General features: G+C 30.4%; 14 protein-coding genes and 1 tRNA gene. 12 read left to right on the top strand and 3 right to left on the bottom strand.

Annotation, left to right across the window (positions count from 1 at the left end; translation table 11 throughout):
* Positions 1-5 precede the first annotated feature (5 nt).
* The 12 genes from PG913_RS11205 to PG913_RS11150 all read left to right on the top strand — a co-directional run bounded on the left by PG913_RS11205 (position 6) and on the right by PG913_RS11150 (position 14,232).
* Positions 6-1,967, top strand: coding sequence for a penicillin-binding protein (locus tag PG913_RS11205; protein WP_271230782.1), 1,962 nt, complete (start codon positions 6-8; stop codon positions 1,965-1,967).
* Complete coding sequence (locus PG913_RS11200) at positions 1,968-3,434, top strand: UDP-N-acetylmuramoyl-L-alanyl-D-glutamate--2,6-diaminopimelate ligase (RefSeq protein WP_271230781.1); 1,467 nt, start codon at positions 1,968-1,970, stop codon at positions 3,432-3,434.
* A 1-nt stretch (position 3,435) separates the two neighbouring features.
* Positions 3,436-4,662, top strand: a complete 1,227-nt coding sequence (gene mraY / locus PG913_RS11195; protein WP_271230780.1) for a phospho-N-acetylmuramoyl-pentapeptide-transferase — start codon at positions 3,436-3,438, stop codon at positions 4,660-4,662.
* Between the two features lies 1 nt (position 4,663).
* On the top strand, positions 4,664-5,998 hold the full coding sequence (gene murD / locus PG913_RS11190; protein ID WP_271230779.1) for a UDP-N-acetylmuramoyl-L-alanine--D-glutamate ligase: 1,335 nt from the start codon (positions 4,664-4,666) through the stop codon (positions 5,996-5,998).
* A gap of 15 nt (positions 5,999-6,013) precedes the next feature.
* Complete coding sequence (locus PG913_RS11185) at positions 6,014-7,192, top strand: FtsW/RodA/SpoVE family cell cycle protein (protein WP_271232171.1); 1,179 nt, start codon at positions 6,014-6,016, stop codon at positions 7,190-7,192.
* On the top strand, positions 7,189-8,280 hold the full coding sequence (murG, locus tag PG913_RS11180; RefSeq protein WP_271230778.1) for an undecaprenyldiphospho-muramoylpentapeptide beta-N-acetylglucosaminyltransferase: 1,092 nt from the start codon (positions 7,189-7,191) through the stop codon (positions 8,278-8,280). Before PG913_RS11185 ends, murG begins: the two co-directional genes overlap by 4 nt.
* Positions 8,280-9,626: a UDP-N-acetylmuramate--L-alanine ligase gene (gene murC, locus PG913_RS11175; RefSeq protein ID WP_271230777.1), complete on the top strand. Its 1,347-nt coding sequence runs from the start codon at positions 8,280-8,282 to the stop codon at positions 9,624-9,626. Before murG ends, murC begins: the two co-directional genes overlap by 1 nt.
* A 2-nt stretch (positions 9,627-9,628) precedes the next feature.
* Entirely contained in the window at positions 9,629-10,366 is a 738-nt protein-coding gene (locus PG913_RS11170) for a cell division protein FtsQ/DivIB (protein ID WP_271230776.1), read from the top strand.
* Entirely contained in the window at positions 10,356-11,705 is a 1,350-nt protein-coding gene (gene ftsA, locus PG913_RS11165; RefSeq protein WP_271230775.1) for a cell division protein FtsA, read from the top strand. Before PG913_RS11170 ends, ftsA begins: the two co-directional genes overlap by 11 nt.
* A gap of 84 nt (positions 11,706-11,789) precedes the next feature.
* Positions 11,790-13,622 carry a cell division protein FtsZ gene (gene ftsZ, locus PG913_RS11160; RefSeq protein ID WP_271230774.1) on the top strand — a complete coding sequence of 611 codons (1,833 nt, stop codon included), beginning with the start codon at positions 11,790-11,792 and terminating at the stop codon, positions 13,620-13,622.
* A gap of 70 nt (positions 13,623-13,692) precedes the next feature.
* Positions 13,693-14,139: a GatB/YqeY domain-containing protein gene (locus tag PG913_RS11155; protein WP_271230773.1), complete on the top strand. Its 447-nt coding sequence runs from the start codon at positions 13,693-13,695 to the stop codon at positions 14,137-14,139.
* Between the two features lie 19 nt (positions 14,140-14,158).
* Positions 14,159-14,232, top strand: a tRNA-Arg gene (locus PG913_RS11150).
* Between the two features lie 473 nt (positions 14,233-14,705).
* On the opposite strand, the gene PG913_RS11145 is transcribed toward PG913_RS11150, so the two are convergent.
* From PG913_RS11145 to PG913_RS11135, 3 genes are all read right to left on the bottom strand, one after another.
* A complete protein-coding gene (locus PG913_RS11145; RefSeq protein ID WP_271230772.1) occupies positions 14,706-14,933 on the bottom strand; it encodes a hypothetical protein in 228 nt (75 codons plus the stop codon).
* Between the two features lie 48 nt (positions 14,934-14,981).
* Positions 14,982-16,334, bottom strand: coding sequence for a hypothetical protein (locus PG913_RS11140; protein WP_271230771.1), 1,353 nt, complete (start codon positions 16,332-16,334; stop codon positions 14,982-14,984).
* Positions 16,335-16,553: 219 nt separating this feature from the next.
* On the bottom strand, positions 16,554-16,841 hold the full coding sequence (locus tag PG913_RS11135; protein ID WP_271230770.1) for a helix-turn-helix domain-containing protein: 288 nt from the start codon (positions 16,839-16,841) through the stop codon (positions 16,554-16,556).
* Between the last annotated feature and the right edge of the window lie 287 nt (positions 16,842-17,128).

The raw sequence follows: 17,128 nt of genomic DNA, 5'->3' as shown, positions 1-17,128 counted from the left end.
TTTTAATGACGCTTTTTCTTTTGCTTATTGTTTTTAGGGTTTTTAAACTTCAATATTTAGATGGAGATAAGTATCGTAAACTTTCTCTAGAAAAAACAGTAAAAAACGATACCATATTTGCAAACAGAGGTAATGTATATGCTGCTGATGGAAATTTATTAGCTACTTCAATAACTAAGTATACCATAAGAATGGATGCTGTTGTGGTAAAATCAGAAGTATTCGAAAAAAATATTAGAGCATTATCTGAAGCATTAGCTGAAATGTTAGGCAAGCCTGCTAGTTATTATCAAAATAAAATTAGACGTGCCAGAAAACGAAAAAATCGCTACTTATTAATTGCTCGAAATGTTGGGTATAACGATTGTGCGAAAATTAGAAAATTTCCAATTTTTAACGAAGGACTTTATAGAGGAGGATTTATTGCCGAACAAAGTACTGTTCGTGTACATCCGATAGGTAAAATTGCTGCGCGAACAATAGGCTACGATAATAAAAGAGGAGGAGCAGGTATTGAAGGTGCATTTGCAGATTATATGCAAGGTGAAAACGGCTGGCGTTTAAAGCAGAAAATTGCAAAAGGGCAATGGAGACCTATTAATGATGTTAATGAAAAAGAACCGATAGATGGTAGTGATGTAATTACTACAATTGATGTAAATATTCAGGATATAACGCATCATGCATTACTTAATCGATTAGAATATTTTGAAGCAGACCATGGATGTGCTGTTGTAATGGAAGTTGAAACTGGTGAAATAAAAGCGATTTCTAATTTAGGAAGAACATCCGAAGGGAAATATTACGAGAAAAGAAATTACGCAGTTTGGGAAAGTCATGAACCTGGATCTACTTTTAAATTGGCTAGTTTAATGGCTGTTTTAGAAGATAGAGTTGCAGATACTTCTGATGTTGTTAATTGTGGAAATGGAAAGATATTTATTAACAATAGAAAAGTCGAGGATAGTAAAAGTGGTGGTCATGGTAAAATTTCATTAGCACGTGTTTTTGAAGTTTCATCAAATGTTGGAATTGTAAAAACCATTCGAAAAAATTATGATAAAAATCCAAAGAGATTTGTAAAACGAATTAAATCTTTTGGTTTAGATCAGTTAACAGGAGTTAAAATAAGAGGAGAAGGAAAGCCGTATATTCCTAATCCATCGGAAAATACTTGGAGTCCGATTTCATTAGAATGGATGGCTTGGGGATATGGAGTTCATTTAACCGCATTACAAGTATTAACATTTTATAATGCAGTTGCTAATAATGGTAAATTAGTTAAACCTTATTTTGTTAAGGAATTAAGAGTTGGTGGAAATGTAGAAAAAAGTTTTGAAACTGAAGTTTTAAAAGATAAAATAGCTTCTCAAAACACTATCAATCAGGTGCGAAAAATCATGGAAAACACTGTGAAAAGAGGTACTGCTGAAAATATATATTCTTCCAATTTTTCTATGGCAGGAAAAACAGGTACTGCTCAGAAATGGATTCCGAAATATAAAAACAGTAATGGTAAAACTGTTTATGGTCATTACTCGAAGAAAAAATATGTAGCTTCATTTACTGGGTTTTTTCCTGCGGATAAACCGAAATACTCCTGTATTGTAGTAGTTCATAGTCCGAATAAATCAAAAGGGTATTATGGAGGTATCGTTGCTGCGCCAGTTTTTAAAGAAATTGCTCAGAAAATTTACACAACAACACCTATAAATAATCAATTAGTTTCTGATGAAATTTCATCAGCAAGTATTGATAAAGATTATCAAGATTATTATAATAAATTAATAAAGTATAAAACAATTATGCCTCGTGTTGTAGGTATGAGCGGAATGGATGCGATTGCATTATTAGAAAATATGGGTTTACGAGTGGAATTTTCAGGAATGGGAAAAGTAACAGAACAATCTATAGGTAATGGAATAAAAGTATCAAAAGGAGCTACGGTTTATTTAAAGTTATTATAATTGAAAAAATTAAAAGAAATATTAGAAAAAGTATCTGTAAATAAAATTTACGGAGATAGTGATATTATTATAAATAATATTCAGTTTAATAGTCGGTTAGTTGAAAAAAATGATGTGTTTATTGCTCAAAAAGGAGTAACAGTCGATGGACATCAATTTATAGAAAAAGCATTAAATTTAGGAGCTAGAGTTATAGTTTGTGAAAATATCCCTACGGATAAAAAAGAAGAAATAACTTATATTGAGGTTACAGATTCTAATATAGCCTTGGCAATTATAGCAGCTAATTTTTATCAAAACCCATCAAAAAAACTGCAATTAGTTGGTATTACAGGTACAAACGGTAAAACGACTATTGCTACTTTATTATATCAGTTATTTAAAAAAGCAGGGTTTAAAGTTGGTTTGTTATCAACAGTAAAAATAATGATTGATGATAAAGAACATAAAGCAACTCATACTACGCCAAATTCTTTAGCTATAAATAAGTATTTATCATTAATGATTGATGCAGGAGTAAGTCATTGTTTTATGGAGGTTAGTTCTCATGGAATTCATCAAAAAAGAACAGAAGGATTAAATTTTGTAGGTGGTGTTTTTACTAATTTATCACACGATCATTTAGATTATCATGAAACTTTTGCAGAATATAGAGATGTGAAAAAATCATTTTTTGATTCCTTGCCAAAATCGGCATTTGCTTTAGTAAATATTGATGATAAGAATGGACAAATAATGTTGCAAAACTCTAAAGCTAAAAAGAAAACTTATGCCTTAAAAACACTCGGAGATTTTAAAGGAAAAGTATTAGAAAAACGTTTTTCAGGAAGTTTATTATATATCAATAATGTTGAGGTTTGGACAAAATTAATTGGCGAATTTAATGCTTCTAATTTGTTAGCAATTTTTGGCGTTGCCGATTTATTAGGTCTTGAAAAACGAGAAACACTACGACTTATTAGTGATTTAGAAAGTGTAAATGGTCGTTTTGAATATGTAGTTTCAAATGATGGAATAACAGCCATTGTTGATTATGCACATACTCCTGATGCACTTAAAAACGTGTTACAAACCATTAATGATATTCGTACAGGTACTGAAAAAGTACTTACTGTTGTTGGTTGTGGTGGCGATAGAGATAAAACAAAACGTCCGAAAATGGCAATGATTGCAGCTCAATTAAGTAGTCAGGCAATATTTACTTCGGATAATCCTCGAACTGAAAATGCTCAGGTGATTATTGATGAAATGGAAGCTGGTGTATCCGCAGAAAATTATAAAAAAACACTTTCAATTTTAGATAGAAGACAGGCAATAAAAACAGCTTGTAAATTGGCAGTTAAAGGAGATATTATATTAATAGCAGGAAAAGGACACGAAGATTATCAAGAAATAAATGGTGTAAAACATCATTTTGATGATTTAGAAGAAGTAAAAAATTGTTTTAATCAACTAAAAAATACTTAGTATGCTGTATTATATATTTCAATATTTAGAAAGTGAATTTAATTTAACTGGAGCAAGTGTTTTTCAGTTTATTACTTTTCGTTCAGCAATGGCATTTATAATGTCTTTGTTGATTTCAACAATATTTGGAAAACAAATTATTAACTTTTTAAGAAAGTTACAAATTGGTGAAACTGTTCGTGATTTAGGTTTAGCTGGTCAAGTACAAAAAGCAGGAACGCCAACTATGGGAGGGCTTATTATTATCCTAGCCACTTTACTTCCTGTATTATTATTGGCGAAATTAGAAAATATTTATATCATTATTTTATTGATAACCACCGTTTGGATGGGATTTATCGGTTTTACCGATGATTATATTAAAGTATTTAAAAAAGATAAGGCAGGTTTAAAAGGCAAATTTAAAGTATTAGGACAGGTAGGTTTAGGTATTATTGTTGGGTCGATGTTATATTTTCATCCAGATGTAACCATGAAAGAACAGCTTCCTGCTACACAACAAATTGAGCAAGTAAACGGTAAAGTAAAAGTATTTGGTGAAGCACATAAATCAACAAAAACAACCGTTCCTTTTTTGAAACATAATGAATTAGATTATGCTGATGCTTTAAGCTTTTTAGGTGATGGATATGAAAAATATGGCTGGATTGTTTTCATATTTGTAGTTGTTTTTATTGTCACAGGTATTTCAAACGGAGCAAATTTAACCGATGGTATTGATGGACTTGCTGCCGGAAGTTCTGCAATTATGGTAATGGCTTTGGCAATATTTGCCTGGGTTTCAGGAAATATTATTTTTGCTGATTATTTAGATGTCATGTACATTCCTAATTCGGGAGAAATGACCGTTTTTATATTCGCTTTTGCGGGTGCATTAATTGGTTTTCTTTGGTATAATACATATCCTGCACAAGTATTTATGGGTGATACTGGTAGTTTAACTATTGGTGGAATTATAGCTGTTATTGCTATTGCAATTCGTAAAGAATTATTATTACCAATTTTAGCAGGTATTTTTGTAGTTGAAAATTTATCAGTAATACTACAAGTATTCTATTTTAAATATACAAAAAAGAAATTTGGTGAAGGACGACGTATTTTTAAAATGGCGCCATTACATCATCATTATCAAAAATTAAATTATCACGAAAGTAAAATAGTTACTCGTTTTTGGATTGTTGGAATTTTATTAGCAGTTTTAACTATTGTAACCTTAAAATTAAGATAATATGAAAAGGTTAGTTATTCTTGGTAGTGGAGAAAGTGGTGTTGGAACAGCATTATTAGGTAAACAAAAAGGTTTCGATGTTTTTGTTTCTGATAAAGGAAGTATATCTGAAAAATATAAAAAAGTTCTTTTAAAGCATAATATTATTTTCGAAGAAAATAAACATACAGAAGCTGAAATATTCAATGCTGATGTTGTTATGAAAAGCCCTGGAATACCCGACAAAGTACCTTTAATACAAGCGTTAATTTCAAAAAAAATAAAAGTTGTTTCAGAAATTGAATTTGCTGTAAAATATACAAATGCTAAAATCGTAGGAATTACAGGTTCAAATGGAAAAACAACGACTACATTACTAACAGGTCATTTACTTAAAAAAGCAGGATTGAATGTTGGTATTGGTGGTAATATCGGTGATAGTTTTGCTCAGTTAGTTGCTGAACAAAATTATGATGAATATGTGTTAGAATTAAGTAGTTTTCAGTTAGATGGAATTATTGATTTCAGCCCACATATTGCTGTTGTTACAAATATATCGCCAGATCATTTAGATAGATATGATTATAATTTTGATAATTATATAAATTCAAAATTTCGTATTACAAAAAATCAAACAGCAACAGATTTTTTAATCTATGACGCTGATGATATAGAAATACAAAATTGGCTGAAAAAAAATACTACAAAGGCTCAAAAAATCCCTTTTTCAATTGAAAAAGAATTGGAATATGGTGCTTTTTTAAGGGATGATAAAATAATAATAAAACTAGAAACCGAAGAAGTTTTAATCAAAATTGATGATTTAGCGTTAAAAGGCAAACACAATATTAAAAATGCAATGACAGCTGCAATAACTGCAAAACTATTACAAATAAATACTGATGGAATTGCTAAAAGTTTATCAAGTTTTGAAGCTGTAGAGCATCGATTAGAATATGTCCAAAAAGTAAATGGCGTACAATTTATTAATGATAGTAAAGCAACTAACGTAAACGCTGTTTTTTATGCATTAGATTCTATGAAATCTCCAACAATTTGGATTGTTGGTGGTGTTGATAAAGGAAATGATTATACGGAGTTATTATCTTTGGTAAAAGAAAAAGTAAAAGTGATTATTTGTTTAGGTATCGATAATCAAAAAATTATAGAAACATTTGGTAACCTTGTCGATGTTGTTATTGAAACCAAAACAGCAGATAAAGCAGTAGAAGTTGCAAGTCAAATGGCAAGTTCAGGCGATGCTGTTTTATTATCGCCAGCATGTGCTAGTTTTGATTTATTTGAGAATTACCAAGACAGAGGTGTTAAGTTTAAAGAAGCAATTAAGAATTTATAAAAATAAAATTGATTGATTAAAGATATATTTAAACATATAAAAGGAGATAGATCTATTTGGGCTATTGTTGCTGTATTGGCAATATTTTCATTTATGCCTATATATAGTGCAAGTACCAATCTGGTTTATGTAGTCGGTAATGGCTCAACTATTGGGCATTTAATGAAACACGTAGTATTATTAATAACAGGTTTTGCGGTTATTTATGGAGTACATAGAATTCCGTACAGGTACTTTAGTGGTGGTGCTGTTTTAATGATGCCTGTAGTAATTTTGTTATTAATGTTTACTTTGGCACAAGGACGAGTTATAGGTGGTGCAAATGCTAGTAGATGGATAAGTATTCCTTTTGTAGGTATTGGTTTTCAGACTTCTACATTAGCAGGATTAGTTTTGATGATTTATGTGTCAAGATATTTAGCAAAAAATAAAGATAGAGTAATAAACTTTCAAGATAGTTTATTACAATTATGGTTGCCTGTTTCAGTGGTATTATTATTAGTGTTACCTGCAAATTTTTCAACAACAGCTATTATTTTTCTAATGATTTTATTGTTGATATTTATCGGTGGATATCCATTAAAACAGATTGGTTATATTATTGGGATAGGACTTTTTTCATTACTTTTTTTTATACTTGTAGCAAAAGCTTTTCCTGATATAATGCCAAACCGTGTAAATACTTGGCAGAGCAGAATTGAAGGTTTTTCTAAATCTGAAGGAAAAGAAAATTATCAGGTTGAAAAAGCAAAAATTGCAATTGCAACAGGAGGTATGGTAGGAAGAGGACCTGGTAAAAGTGTACAGAAAAATTTTTTACCACAATCATCTTCTGATTTTATATATGCTATTATTGTTGAAGAGTATGGTTTTGTAGGAGCTGTAGTAGTGGTGTTTATTTATTTACTATTATTATTAAGAATTTTAATTACAGCCAAGCAAGCAACAACTATTTTTGCAACATTAATGGTACTAGGTGTTGGAATTCCTATTGTTTTTCAAGCGATGATTAATATGGCGGTAGCTGTAAATATATTACCGGTAACAGGGCAAACACTTCCTTTAATTAGTAGTGGTGGTACTTCTATTTGGATGACTTGTTTTGCTTTAGGAATGATATTAAGTGTTAGTGCTTCAAAAAATGAAACTGAAGAAACAATTTTAGATGATAATCCTTTAGATATTTTACATTGAAACAGTCGATTAACGTTATTATAAGTGGTGGTGGAACTGGAGGACATATTTATCCTGCAATTGCTATTGCAAATGAAATTAAAAATCGATATCCATCGGCAGAAATTTTGTTTGTTGGTGCTTCGGATAAAATGGAAATGCAAAAAGTTCCAGAGGCTGGTTATGATATTAAAGGATTGTGGATTTCAGGAATTCAAAGAAAATTAACGTTTAAAAACTTATTATTTCCTGTTAAATTAATCAGTAGTTTATGGAAGGCAAATGCTATTATCAGAAAATTTAAGCCAGATATTGCTATTGGTACAGGAGGTTTTGCTAGTGGACCTACATTAATGGTTGCAGGTAAAAAAAATATTCCTACTTTAATACAAGAGCAAAATTCATATCCAGGAATTACCAATAAATTGTTAAGTAAAAAAGCAAGTAAAATATGTGTTGCTTATGATAATTTAGAACGTTTTTTTTCGAAAGATAAAATTATAAAAACTGGAAATCCTGTTCGTCAAGATTTGTTAAGTGTTCAAACAAAAGTATCCGAAGGAAAAACTTTTTTTAAATTAGATTCTTCAAAAAAGACAATTTTAATTTTAGGAGGAAGTTTAGGTGCTAGAAAAATAAACCAGTTAATTGAATCTAATTTAGATTTTTTTAAAGAACAGAATGTTCAATTAATTTGGCAATGTGGAAAGCTATATATTGATGATTATAAACAATACAATACTTTAGAAAATGTACAAGTTCATACATTTTTAAATAAAATGGATTTAGCTTATGCAGCTGCTGATTTTATAATATCAAGAGCAGGTGCAAGTTCTGTTTCTGAATTGTGCATTGTTGGTAAGCCAACTATATTTATTCCATCGCCAAATGTATCTGAAGATCATCAAACTAAAAATGCGAAATCAATAGTTGATAAAAATGGCGCGATTTTGGTAGCAGAAAAAGAATTAGCTACTTTTCCGAAAGTAATGGAAGCATTATTAAAAGATGAAGAAAAACAACATAATTTAAGTGAAAATATAAAAGCATTAGCATTACCTAATGCAACGAATCATATAGTTAACGAAATAGAAAAATTAATTATTTAGTGAATTTAAAAGCAATACATAACGTCTATTTTATAGGGATTGGAGGAATTGGAATGAGTGCAATTGCTCGTTATTTTTCTGTAAACGGAAAAAACGTATTTGGTTACGATAAAACGCCAAGTCCGATAACCAAAAAATTAGAAGATATTGGAGTGAAAATTCACTTTGAAGATGCAGTTAAAAATATACCTCTTTCTTGTTTAGATATTAAAACAACGTTAGTCGTTTATACGCCTGCCATTCCGAGTACGCATCAAGAATTAAATTATTTTATAAATAATGGATTCGATATTTTAAAAAGAGCTGAAATTTTAGGAGAAATTACTAAAACAACTCTTTGTTTAGCCGTTGCTGGAACTCATGGGAAAACAACTACATCTTCTATCTTAGGACATATTATGCAACCTGTAAAGGCAACTTCTTTTTTAGGAGGAATTGCAGAAAATTATAATTCAAACCTTATTTTAGGAGAAGATAAAATTACGGTTGTAGAGGCTGATGAATTTGATAGATCATTTTTAAAATTATCACCAAATATAGCCTGTATTACCTCAATGGATGCCGATCATCTAGATATTTATGGTGAAAATGAAATGTTGCAACAATCTTTTAGAGAGTTTGCAAACAAGGTTTCTGATACTTTAATTGTAGCAAAAGGTTTGCCTTTAAAAGGGTTAACTTATGCTGTAAATGAAGATGCTGATTATAGTGCTTATAATGTAAAAGTAGGAACAGGAACTTATATTTTTGATGTAAAAACACCAACAGCTATTATCAAAAATATTGAATTTAATTTGCCAGGGAAACATAATATGATGAATGCTTTAGCAGCGTTAGCAATGGCAGATGTTTATGGTATTCCTCTTGAAGATATTAAAAATCAGTTGAAAACGTTTAAAGGCGTTCAGCGTAGGTTTTCATATAAAATTAAAACAGAAAATGTAGTATTGATTGATGATTATGCACATCATCCAACAGAAATTAATGCTGTAGCAGATTCGGTAAGAGAAATGTATCCGAATGAAAAAGTATTAGCTGTTTTTCAACCACATTTATTTAGTAGAACAAAAGATTTTTCAGATGATTTTGCGAAGGCACTTTCTAGGTTTGATGAATTATTATTATTAGATATTTATCCAGCAAGAGAATTACCTATAAAAGGGATAACATCTTCTTGGTTATTAGATAAAGTGAAAGTGAATAATAAAATGTTAGTTTCTAAGGATAAAGTAAGTGACCAAATATTAAAAAGTGTGTCTAAAGTTGTAGTTATACTTGGTGCAGGCGATATTGGTTTATTAGTTGATAATATAAAAGATAAATTACATAAAAAATACAAAAATTAACTATGAAAACATTGTTAACATATGTGTCTTTTTTATTATTGTTACTTTTTATAAGTTTTTTGTACGGATTTACAACAAGTAAAAATGGTTTAAAAAAGGTGAAAAACACTGTAATTCAATTTGAAGAAGGTGATAATAACTTTTTGACACACAGTATGGTTGATAAAATGTTAATACAAAATAGTGAATTTGTTAAAAATCAACAGAAAAGAGTAGTAAATTTACATTTTTTAGAAACAAATGTTTGCGGAAATCCATATGTTGAAAAAGCTACTGTTTATTTAACGATTGATGGTGTATTAAAAACATTAATAAATCAGCGTAAACCGATAGCTCGTATTGTAAACAAATATGAATCTTATTATGTTGATGAATTTGGAATAGCAATACCGTTATCAGAAAATTTTTCAGCAAGAGTTCCATTAGTATCAGGAGTAAAGGACTCAGAAGGTATAAGCGAATTAATCGAGTTAATAAAAAAAATTGAAAATTATGATTTTTTTAAAAAAGAAATTATAGGAATTCAAAAAAATTCTAAAAATGAATATATATTTATAGTCCGTAGTGGTGAGTATAAAGTACTTTTTGGAAAGCATAAAAATGTAGCTGTTAAATTTAAAAAGTTAATAGCATTTTACAATAAAGCATTGATTGATAAAACAATTAAAAAATATAAGACAATAAATGTAAAATACCACAACCAAGTTGTGTGCACAAAACAAAAGCAAGATGAAAAATAATAAAATTTCAGTTGGTTTAGATATTGGTACTACCAAAATTGTTGCTATGATCGGTCGTAAGAACGAATATGGTAAAATAGAGGTTTTGGGTATTGGTAAAGCTAAAAGTTTAGGTGTAAAACGTGGTGTGGTAAATAATATTACACAAACTATTAAATCGATTGAACAGGCTATTGATGAAGCACAAAGTATTTCTGGGCAATCTATAGAAGATGTAGTTGTAGGAATTGCAGGGCAACATATTAGAAGTTTACATCATAGTGATTATATTACTCGTGAAAAATCAGATGTAGTAATTAGTGATGATGATATTGAAAGTTTGGTTGGTCAAGTACATAAATTGGTAATGTTACCTGGGGAAGAAATTATTCATGTGTTACCACAAGAATTTAAAGTAGATAGCCAATCTGATATTAAAGAACCTATTGGAATGTACGGTGGGCGATTGGAAGCTAATTTTCATGTAGTAGTTGGTCAGGTTTCATCTATTAGAAATATAGGAAGATGTGTTAAAAGTGCAGGTTTAAACTTAGCAGACATAACATTAGAGCCTTTAGCATCGGCATCAGCAGTATTAAGTCAAGAAGAAAAAGAAGCAGGAGTTGCTTTAATTGATATTGGTGGTGGTACTACTGATTTAGCAATATTTAAAGATGGTGTTATTCGTCATACAGCAGTAATTCCTTTTGGAGGAAACGTAATTACTGAAGATATAAAAGAAGGTTGCTCAATTATAGAGAAACAAGCAGAATTATTAAAAGTAAAATTTGGTTCTGCCTGGCCAGGAGAAAATAAAGAAACAGAAATTGTTTCTATACCTGGTTTAAGAGGAAGAGAACCGAAAGAGATTACACTTAAAAATTTATCAAAAATAATTCATGCAAGAGTACAAGAAATTATAGAGCATGTGTATTTAGAGATAAAGAATTATGGACATGAAACTCAGAAAGGAAAACTAATTGCAGGTATTGTATTAACAGGAGGAGGCTCTCAATTAAAACATTTACGTCAATTAGTAGAATATATTACAGGAATGGACGTTCGTATAGGATATCCTAACGAACATTTGGCAGGTGATTCTGACGGTGCTTTATCAAGTCCTGCATATGCAACCGCTGTTGGTTTGTTAATGGAAGGTTTGAGAAAGGATTTAAAAGTAGTACAAGAAGTCGTTGTTCCTGAAGAACCAGTAACATCTGAAGTTGAAAACGATATCGAAAATGAAGCGTTTTTAGAAGAGGAGGTAAAGCGAAAAGAATATATAGCGCAGGAAAAACCTAAATCTATTTTTGAAAAATTTACAGATAGGTTTAAAGAGTTTTTAGATAACGCAGAATAAGTTAAATTATAAAAAAGTTACCTTTATTTTTCCCCCAGAAAAAGGAAGTGTAAGTGAATACAAATTATAAAAAGAAAAGTTATTATGAGCACAGAATTCAATAACATTTCATTCGATATGCCAAAAACACAGTCGAATGCTATTAAGGTGATTGGTGTTGGTGGGGGAGGAAGTAATGCTGTAGACCACGTGTTTAGTAAGCAAATTCATGGAGTAGATTTCGTGATTTGTAATACAGATGCACAGGCACTTGAAAGTAGTCCTATTCCTAATAAAATTCAATTAGGCGCACACTTAACTTCAGGGTTAGGAGCAGGTGCGAATCCTGATGTTGGTGCACAAGCAGCAGCAGAAAGTATTCAAGAAATTCAACAAATGTTAAGTACGCATACCAAAATGGTTTTTATTACCGCAGGTATGGGAGGTGGTACTGGTACTGGTGCAGCACCTATTATCGCTAAAATAGCAAAAGATATGGATATTCTAACGGTAGGTATCGTTACAATGCCATTTCAGTTTGAAGGAAGAATGCGTACTAAACAAGCTCAAAACGGAATAGATGAATTGCGTAGGAACGTAGATTCTCTTATTGTTATAAATAATAATAAGCTACGTGAAGTTTACGGGAATTTAGGTTTTAAAGCAGGTTTTTCTAAGGCAGATGAGGTTTTAGCAACAGCCGCTAAAGGTATTGCAGAGGTTATAACACATCACTATAAGCAAAACATCGATTTACATGATGCTAAAACAGTCCTTTCTAATAGTGGAACTGCAATTATGGGTTCAGCTAAAGAAGCAGGTGAAAATCGTGCTAAAAATGCCATTGTAAAAGCATTAGATTCTCCGTTGTTAAATGATAATAAAATTACAGGAGCGAAAAATGTATTATTATTAATTGTTTCAGGAGTTAATGAAGTAACTTTAGATGAGATTGGAGAGATAAATGACTATATTCAAGATGAAGCAGGTTATGATGCAAATATTATCATGGGAGTTGGTGAAGACGAAACTTTAGAAGATGGTATTGCTGTAACTATTGTTGCTACAGGTTTTACTGCCGATCAACAAGGAACAATTACCAACGCAGAAGTGCCTAAAATTGTTCATACTTTAGAAGATGAACAGAAAGCAACCTATAATTTTGGAGAAAGAAAAGTACAAAATACACCAGGGATTAATGACCCTATTTCGGTTAATAAACCCAATAGAGTTGTTAACGTTTTAAAGGAAGATGATGAAGAACCTAGGCATAATTTAAATAGAACTACAGATACTATTAATAATATAAACGTAGTATATGATGATATTACTAGTGATACAGTAGGTGAAGATGATTTTATTATTACTAATATTTCTGACTCAAAAAATGACTATAAAGAGGTAGCACAAGAGCCTTTTGAACAAGATTTATTATTTAATTTGCCAGTTAATAATACTGTAAATGAAAATCCTGGTAAAGCTATAAATAAACCTACACCAAATGAAGGTGAACAGCAAGTTGAAAAGCGTTATGTTTTAGATGCTTTTGATGCAGAACCAACTATAACTAAAAGTTCTACTCCTGTTATAAAAGATGATGTTGAAGAAGCGTTAAGGTTTCAAGTAAAAACCAAAGCGAAACAAGAGGTTAGTAAAAATGATACTACAAGTGAAGAAATTTCGCCATTGAGTATCACCATTTCTGAATTGCAAAAAAGAACGCAAGAAAGACGTGATAAAATGAAAGGATTTAACTACAAATTCAATGATCAGGTAGGTAAAAATATTGACGAAATAGAGCGTCAACCAGCTTATAAGAGATTAGGTGTAGATATTAATACTGATTCATCGATAAGTAAATCAGATACTACATTAAATACAGATAACAATGATTTATCACGTTCTAATAATTCATTTTTACATGATAATGTAGATTAATAAAAATAATAATATATTATATTTAAATTCCCGCTTAGTCGGGAATTTTTTAATGCTAAAATAAAAAATTATGGGGTTGCAAAAACAAGTAATGGATAAGATGAAAGAAGCTATGAAATCGAAAGATACTGTAGCTTTAACTGCTCTTAGAGCTTTAAAATCGGCTTTTATGTTAGCTAATACCCAAACAGGTACAGGAGATATTTCTGAAGCAGAAGAATTGAAAATTATTCAAAAGCAAGTAAAGCAACGAAAAGATAGTGCAGTTGTTTTTTCTGAACAAGGAAGAAACGATTTAGCAAAACCAGAACTTGAAGAAGCAAAAGTTTTAGAACAGTTCTTGCCAGAATCTTTATCCGAAGAAGAAATTACAAAAGTAGTGGCAGAGGTTATCGCTAAAACTAACGCAACAGGAATGAAAGATATGGGGAAGGTTATGGGAATCGTATCAAAAGAATTAGCAGGAAAAGCCGATGGCGTAACAATATCAACAATTGTTAAAAAAACATTAGCATAAATTTTATCAATAATAAAATGGCTGTGTAGTTCAACTGGATAAAATATTAGATTTCGGTTCTGACGGTTGGGGGTTTGAATCCCTTCGTGGTCATAATTTTAAATAGTTAATTAGCTAATAAACAGTCACTTAACTGTTTTTTTATTGTCTTGATTTTAGTATTGGTACAAATAATGGTACAAAGTACATTCTCAACTACCTTTTTAATATATGAAAACTCTTTGTTTTATACGTGTGCATAACAGATAATGGTAAAATACCCCCTCCAGACAGGAATAAACTCTTTACACACCTACATAACAGATGGTGGTAACTTTTACTAAATACCCCCTCCAGATACTAACGAACTATTTAATTAACACCTCAACAAACGCAAATAATATTTTAATACTTTTTATAGTTAAGGCACTAAAACGGCTTTTATGTGTATAAAAACTCTTTACTCTTTTAAGTGACCAAAACGGATATATTTTTAATGTACGAAAAGTAGGCTTTTCTTATAGTGTCGAAGTCTTACTTCTTTATACGTCCTAAGACTTGAACCAAAAAAAAACCTTTGAAATTAATCAAAAGGCTTTTAGTAAATTGTATTTATTAATCTGATGAAGTAATAATCTTGCATTAGTTCCGTGCATTGTTACTGGTGGTTCTCCATAAACCTCAACTTTGATTTTAGTAACATTATCAATTATTTCTGATGAGGTGCTTATTTCATCTTGTTGCAAAGTATCGGAGTAGATGACACCATCAAAAATATAGTAGATTGTTAAAAGCATTTTATCTGCTGGTATCATATCAATCAAATTATTTAATAATTCGTTTTCTTTTTTCATAACTCTATTTTAAAATATGGTGGTTTGATTAGAATTATCTAATACATTTCTCTTATAAGTTGAATCTGTTATTTTTTTACGATGTTTATTCGCAATTGCTTTTACTATTTTGTATTCTAAATTATTATCACTTTGTCTTTTACTTAACCAAACCGAACAAAGCAACGCAAACATTTTAGGGTCACTTACTCTTAGTTTTCTAACTGTTGTAATTCCTATTTTAATTGCACCTTCTTTTTCGTGTTTCAAGCTGATATTTGTGTACTTGCATTTAGGCATTTTTAAAGGCTGTTTTTCAATAGTGTTTTGTGTAATGTTTATCCCTATACTTGAACTGTTAATGGTTACACAATTTTGTTTTTTTACAGCATCTTTTTTTGGCTTCAAATAGCTGTTAATGGTTACACACTTTTTAACTATATTTTTATAGATTTTAGCCTTTAAGTTATCCGAATTATTAACAATAAAATATTGTAGTTTTTTCTTTGGGCGGTCTCTATGAACTGACTTCAAAGTATGCAACCAGTAACGAGGGTTTGAGTATTTATTTAAACTTTGCTTTTGGCTACTTGTAAGGCTCTTTTTATCAATTGTATAATCATAATAGACTACTTCATTAAAAGCCGTTAAAAGCAATTCTTTTGCGTTGTTCAATGTAATTGTGTCTATATCCCCAAATGATACAATACCTAATTGCTTCAAGTATTCAGACTTTACTATTTTAAGTTCAACTCTTAATACATTGCCTTCCATTCCATACTGGATAGCTTTATCATATATCTTGATATAATACTGTTGATGTATTGATTGCGCAAAAGAACCGTTAAAACGATACTCAAATTCTTTGTTCTTATGAAATAGCAAACCTTTTAAAAATAACTTTGAAGCAAATAAAGGCGTTGTATTAACTCCAAATTCTATGTTTTGAAATATCATTTGTTCAGGCTCACAATTAAATAACAATTCTAAGTAATTGCGCACCTCATCTATATTATCAATAGTAAAATCATTACCGTTAAAACCTTTGTATTTGCCGTTAGCTACTGCCAAAGCATCAATTTGTTGTTGTTGTTCTACTGGTGTGTTACTTGGCATTAATTTAATTTTGTCAAGTACTCTTTTATGATTTGGTGCTACAATTCCTTTGAGTGAATTATATAATTTGTGCAAACTTCCAGTAAACAATACCAAACCGCTTTCGTAAATTGCTATTTTACAAAAATGATATTCAGCTATTAATGTACCGTTGTTTTTTTGTTCTCCTGTTTTAGTTTCATACGTTCCCGAAAAAGACAAAAAAGGCAGTTCCAGTAAGCGGTTCACATCTACATATTGGAGAAATACTTTTGCGTAATCTATCAATGATAATATTTTAAAATTAAAGTAGGCTTTGCCACACCACTAGAAGTAGGCAAATGTTAAAAAGAGAAAAAGACACCGTTAAAGCGTCTTTTTAAGTCAATTCTTTGTTAATCAATAAAGATTATAAAAAGAGTGCAAAGCGTATCCATAAGCAGACAAAACAAGCGTTTAGCCTTACTTATAAATGTTTTCGAGTACTGTTGTTGAGGTTTAGCCATTTTACTTAGCTATTTCAACTTTTACAACTGCTTTCTCTATTTCCGAACGCTTATAATATACACGTCCTCCAATTTGATAAGGTTGTAGTATTTTTTGCTTATTCCAATTAAATAATGTTGAAAGATTTACTTGTAGCATTGTAGCTACATCATTCCTACTTAAATATTCTGTTGGCTCTTTTGGTTGGAATGATTTTTCTAACTCCTGCAATTGTTCTGCAACGCCTTTAATAATCTTGTTTTGTAGTTGTTCTGCTGTAATCTGAATAAGTTGTACTTGTTTCTCCATAGTATATATTTTCTTATAAAATTATAAGCAAATAGACTGTTTGATATGAATTTTGTACCTTTGTAGGGCTGAGTTACGTGGTATGCTTTTCATTTCGATGGTCTGTGTGCCACTTTTTTTTTGCCATCTATTTAATGGGCTTTTATGTTATTGCAATTTAAGACTTTTTAAAGCTACTTTAACATAAATTATAAAACTGCAAAGCGCTGATAAACAGAATCTTAATTAATTAACTTAAAAAAACACCTGTAAACACACTCTTTAAAACGCAGATTAAAGGTGTTTTT

Origin of the sequence: Tenacibaculum pacificus, from assembly GCF_027941775.1 — a bacterium.
Classification (GTDB): Bacteria; Bacteroidota; Bacteroidia; order Flavobacteriales; family Flavobacteriaceae; genus Polaribacter; species Polaribacter pacificus_A.
The sequence above is the reverse complement of the archived record's forward strand: the minus strand, read 5'-3'. Positions and strand labels throughout refer to the sequence as shown.

Bases quoted from the DNA above. Each gene is read 5' to 3' on its own strand.
- PG913_RS11205 (WP_271230782.1), top strand. From the start codon at position 6: ATGACGCTTTTTCTTTTGCTTATTGTTTTTAGGGTTTTTAAACTTCAA.
- mraY (WP_271230780.1), top strand. From the start codon at position 3,436: ATGCTGTATTATATATTTCAATATTTAGAAAGTGAATTTAATTTAACT.
- murD (WP_271230779.1), top strand. From the start codon at position 4,664: ATGAAAAGGTTAGTTATTCTTGGTAGTGGAGAAAGTGGTGTTGGAACA.
- PG913_RS11170 (WP_271230776.1), top strand. From the start codon at position 9,629: ATGAAAACATTGTTAACATATGTGTCTTTTTTATTATTGTTACTTTTT.
- ftsA (WP_271230775.1), top strand. From the start codon at position 10,356: ATGAAAAATAATAAAATTTCAGTTGGTTTAGATATTGGTACTACCAAA.
- ftsZ (WP_271230774.1), top strand. From the start codon at position 11,790: ATGAGCACAGAATTCAATAACATTTCATTCGATATGCCAAAAACACAG.
- PG913_RS11155 (WP_271230773.1), top strand. From the start codon at position 13,693: ATGGGGTTGCAAAAACAAGTAATGGATAAGATGAAAGAAGCTATGAAA.
- PG913_RS11145 (WP_271230772.1), bottom strand. From the start codon at position 14,933: ATGATACCAGCAGATAAAATGCTTTTAACAATCTACTATATTTTTGAT.
- PG913_RS11135 (WP_271230770.1), bottom strand. From the start codon at position 16,841: ATGGAGAAACAAGTACAACTTATTCAGATTACAGCAGAACAACTACAA.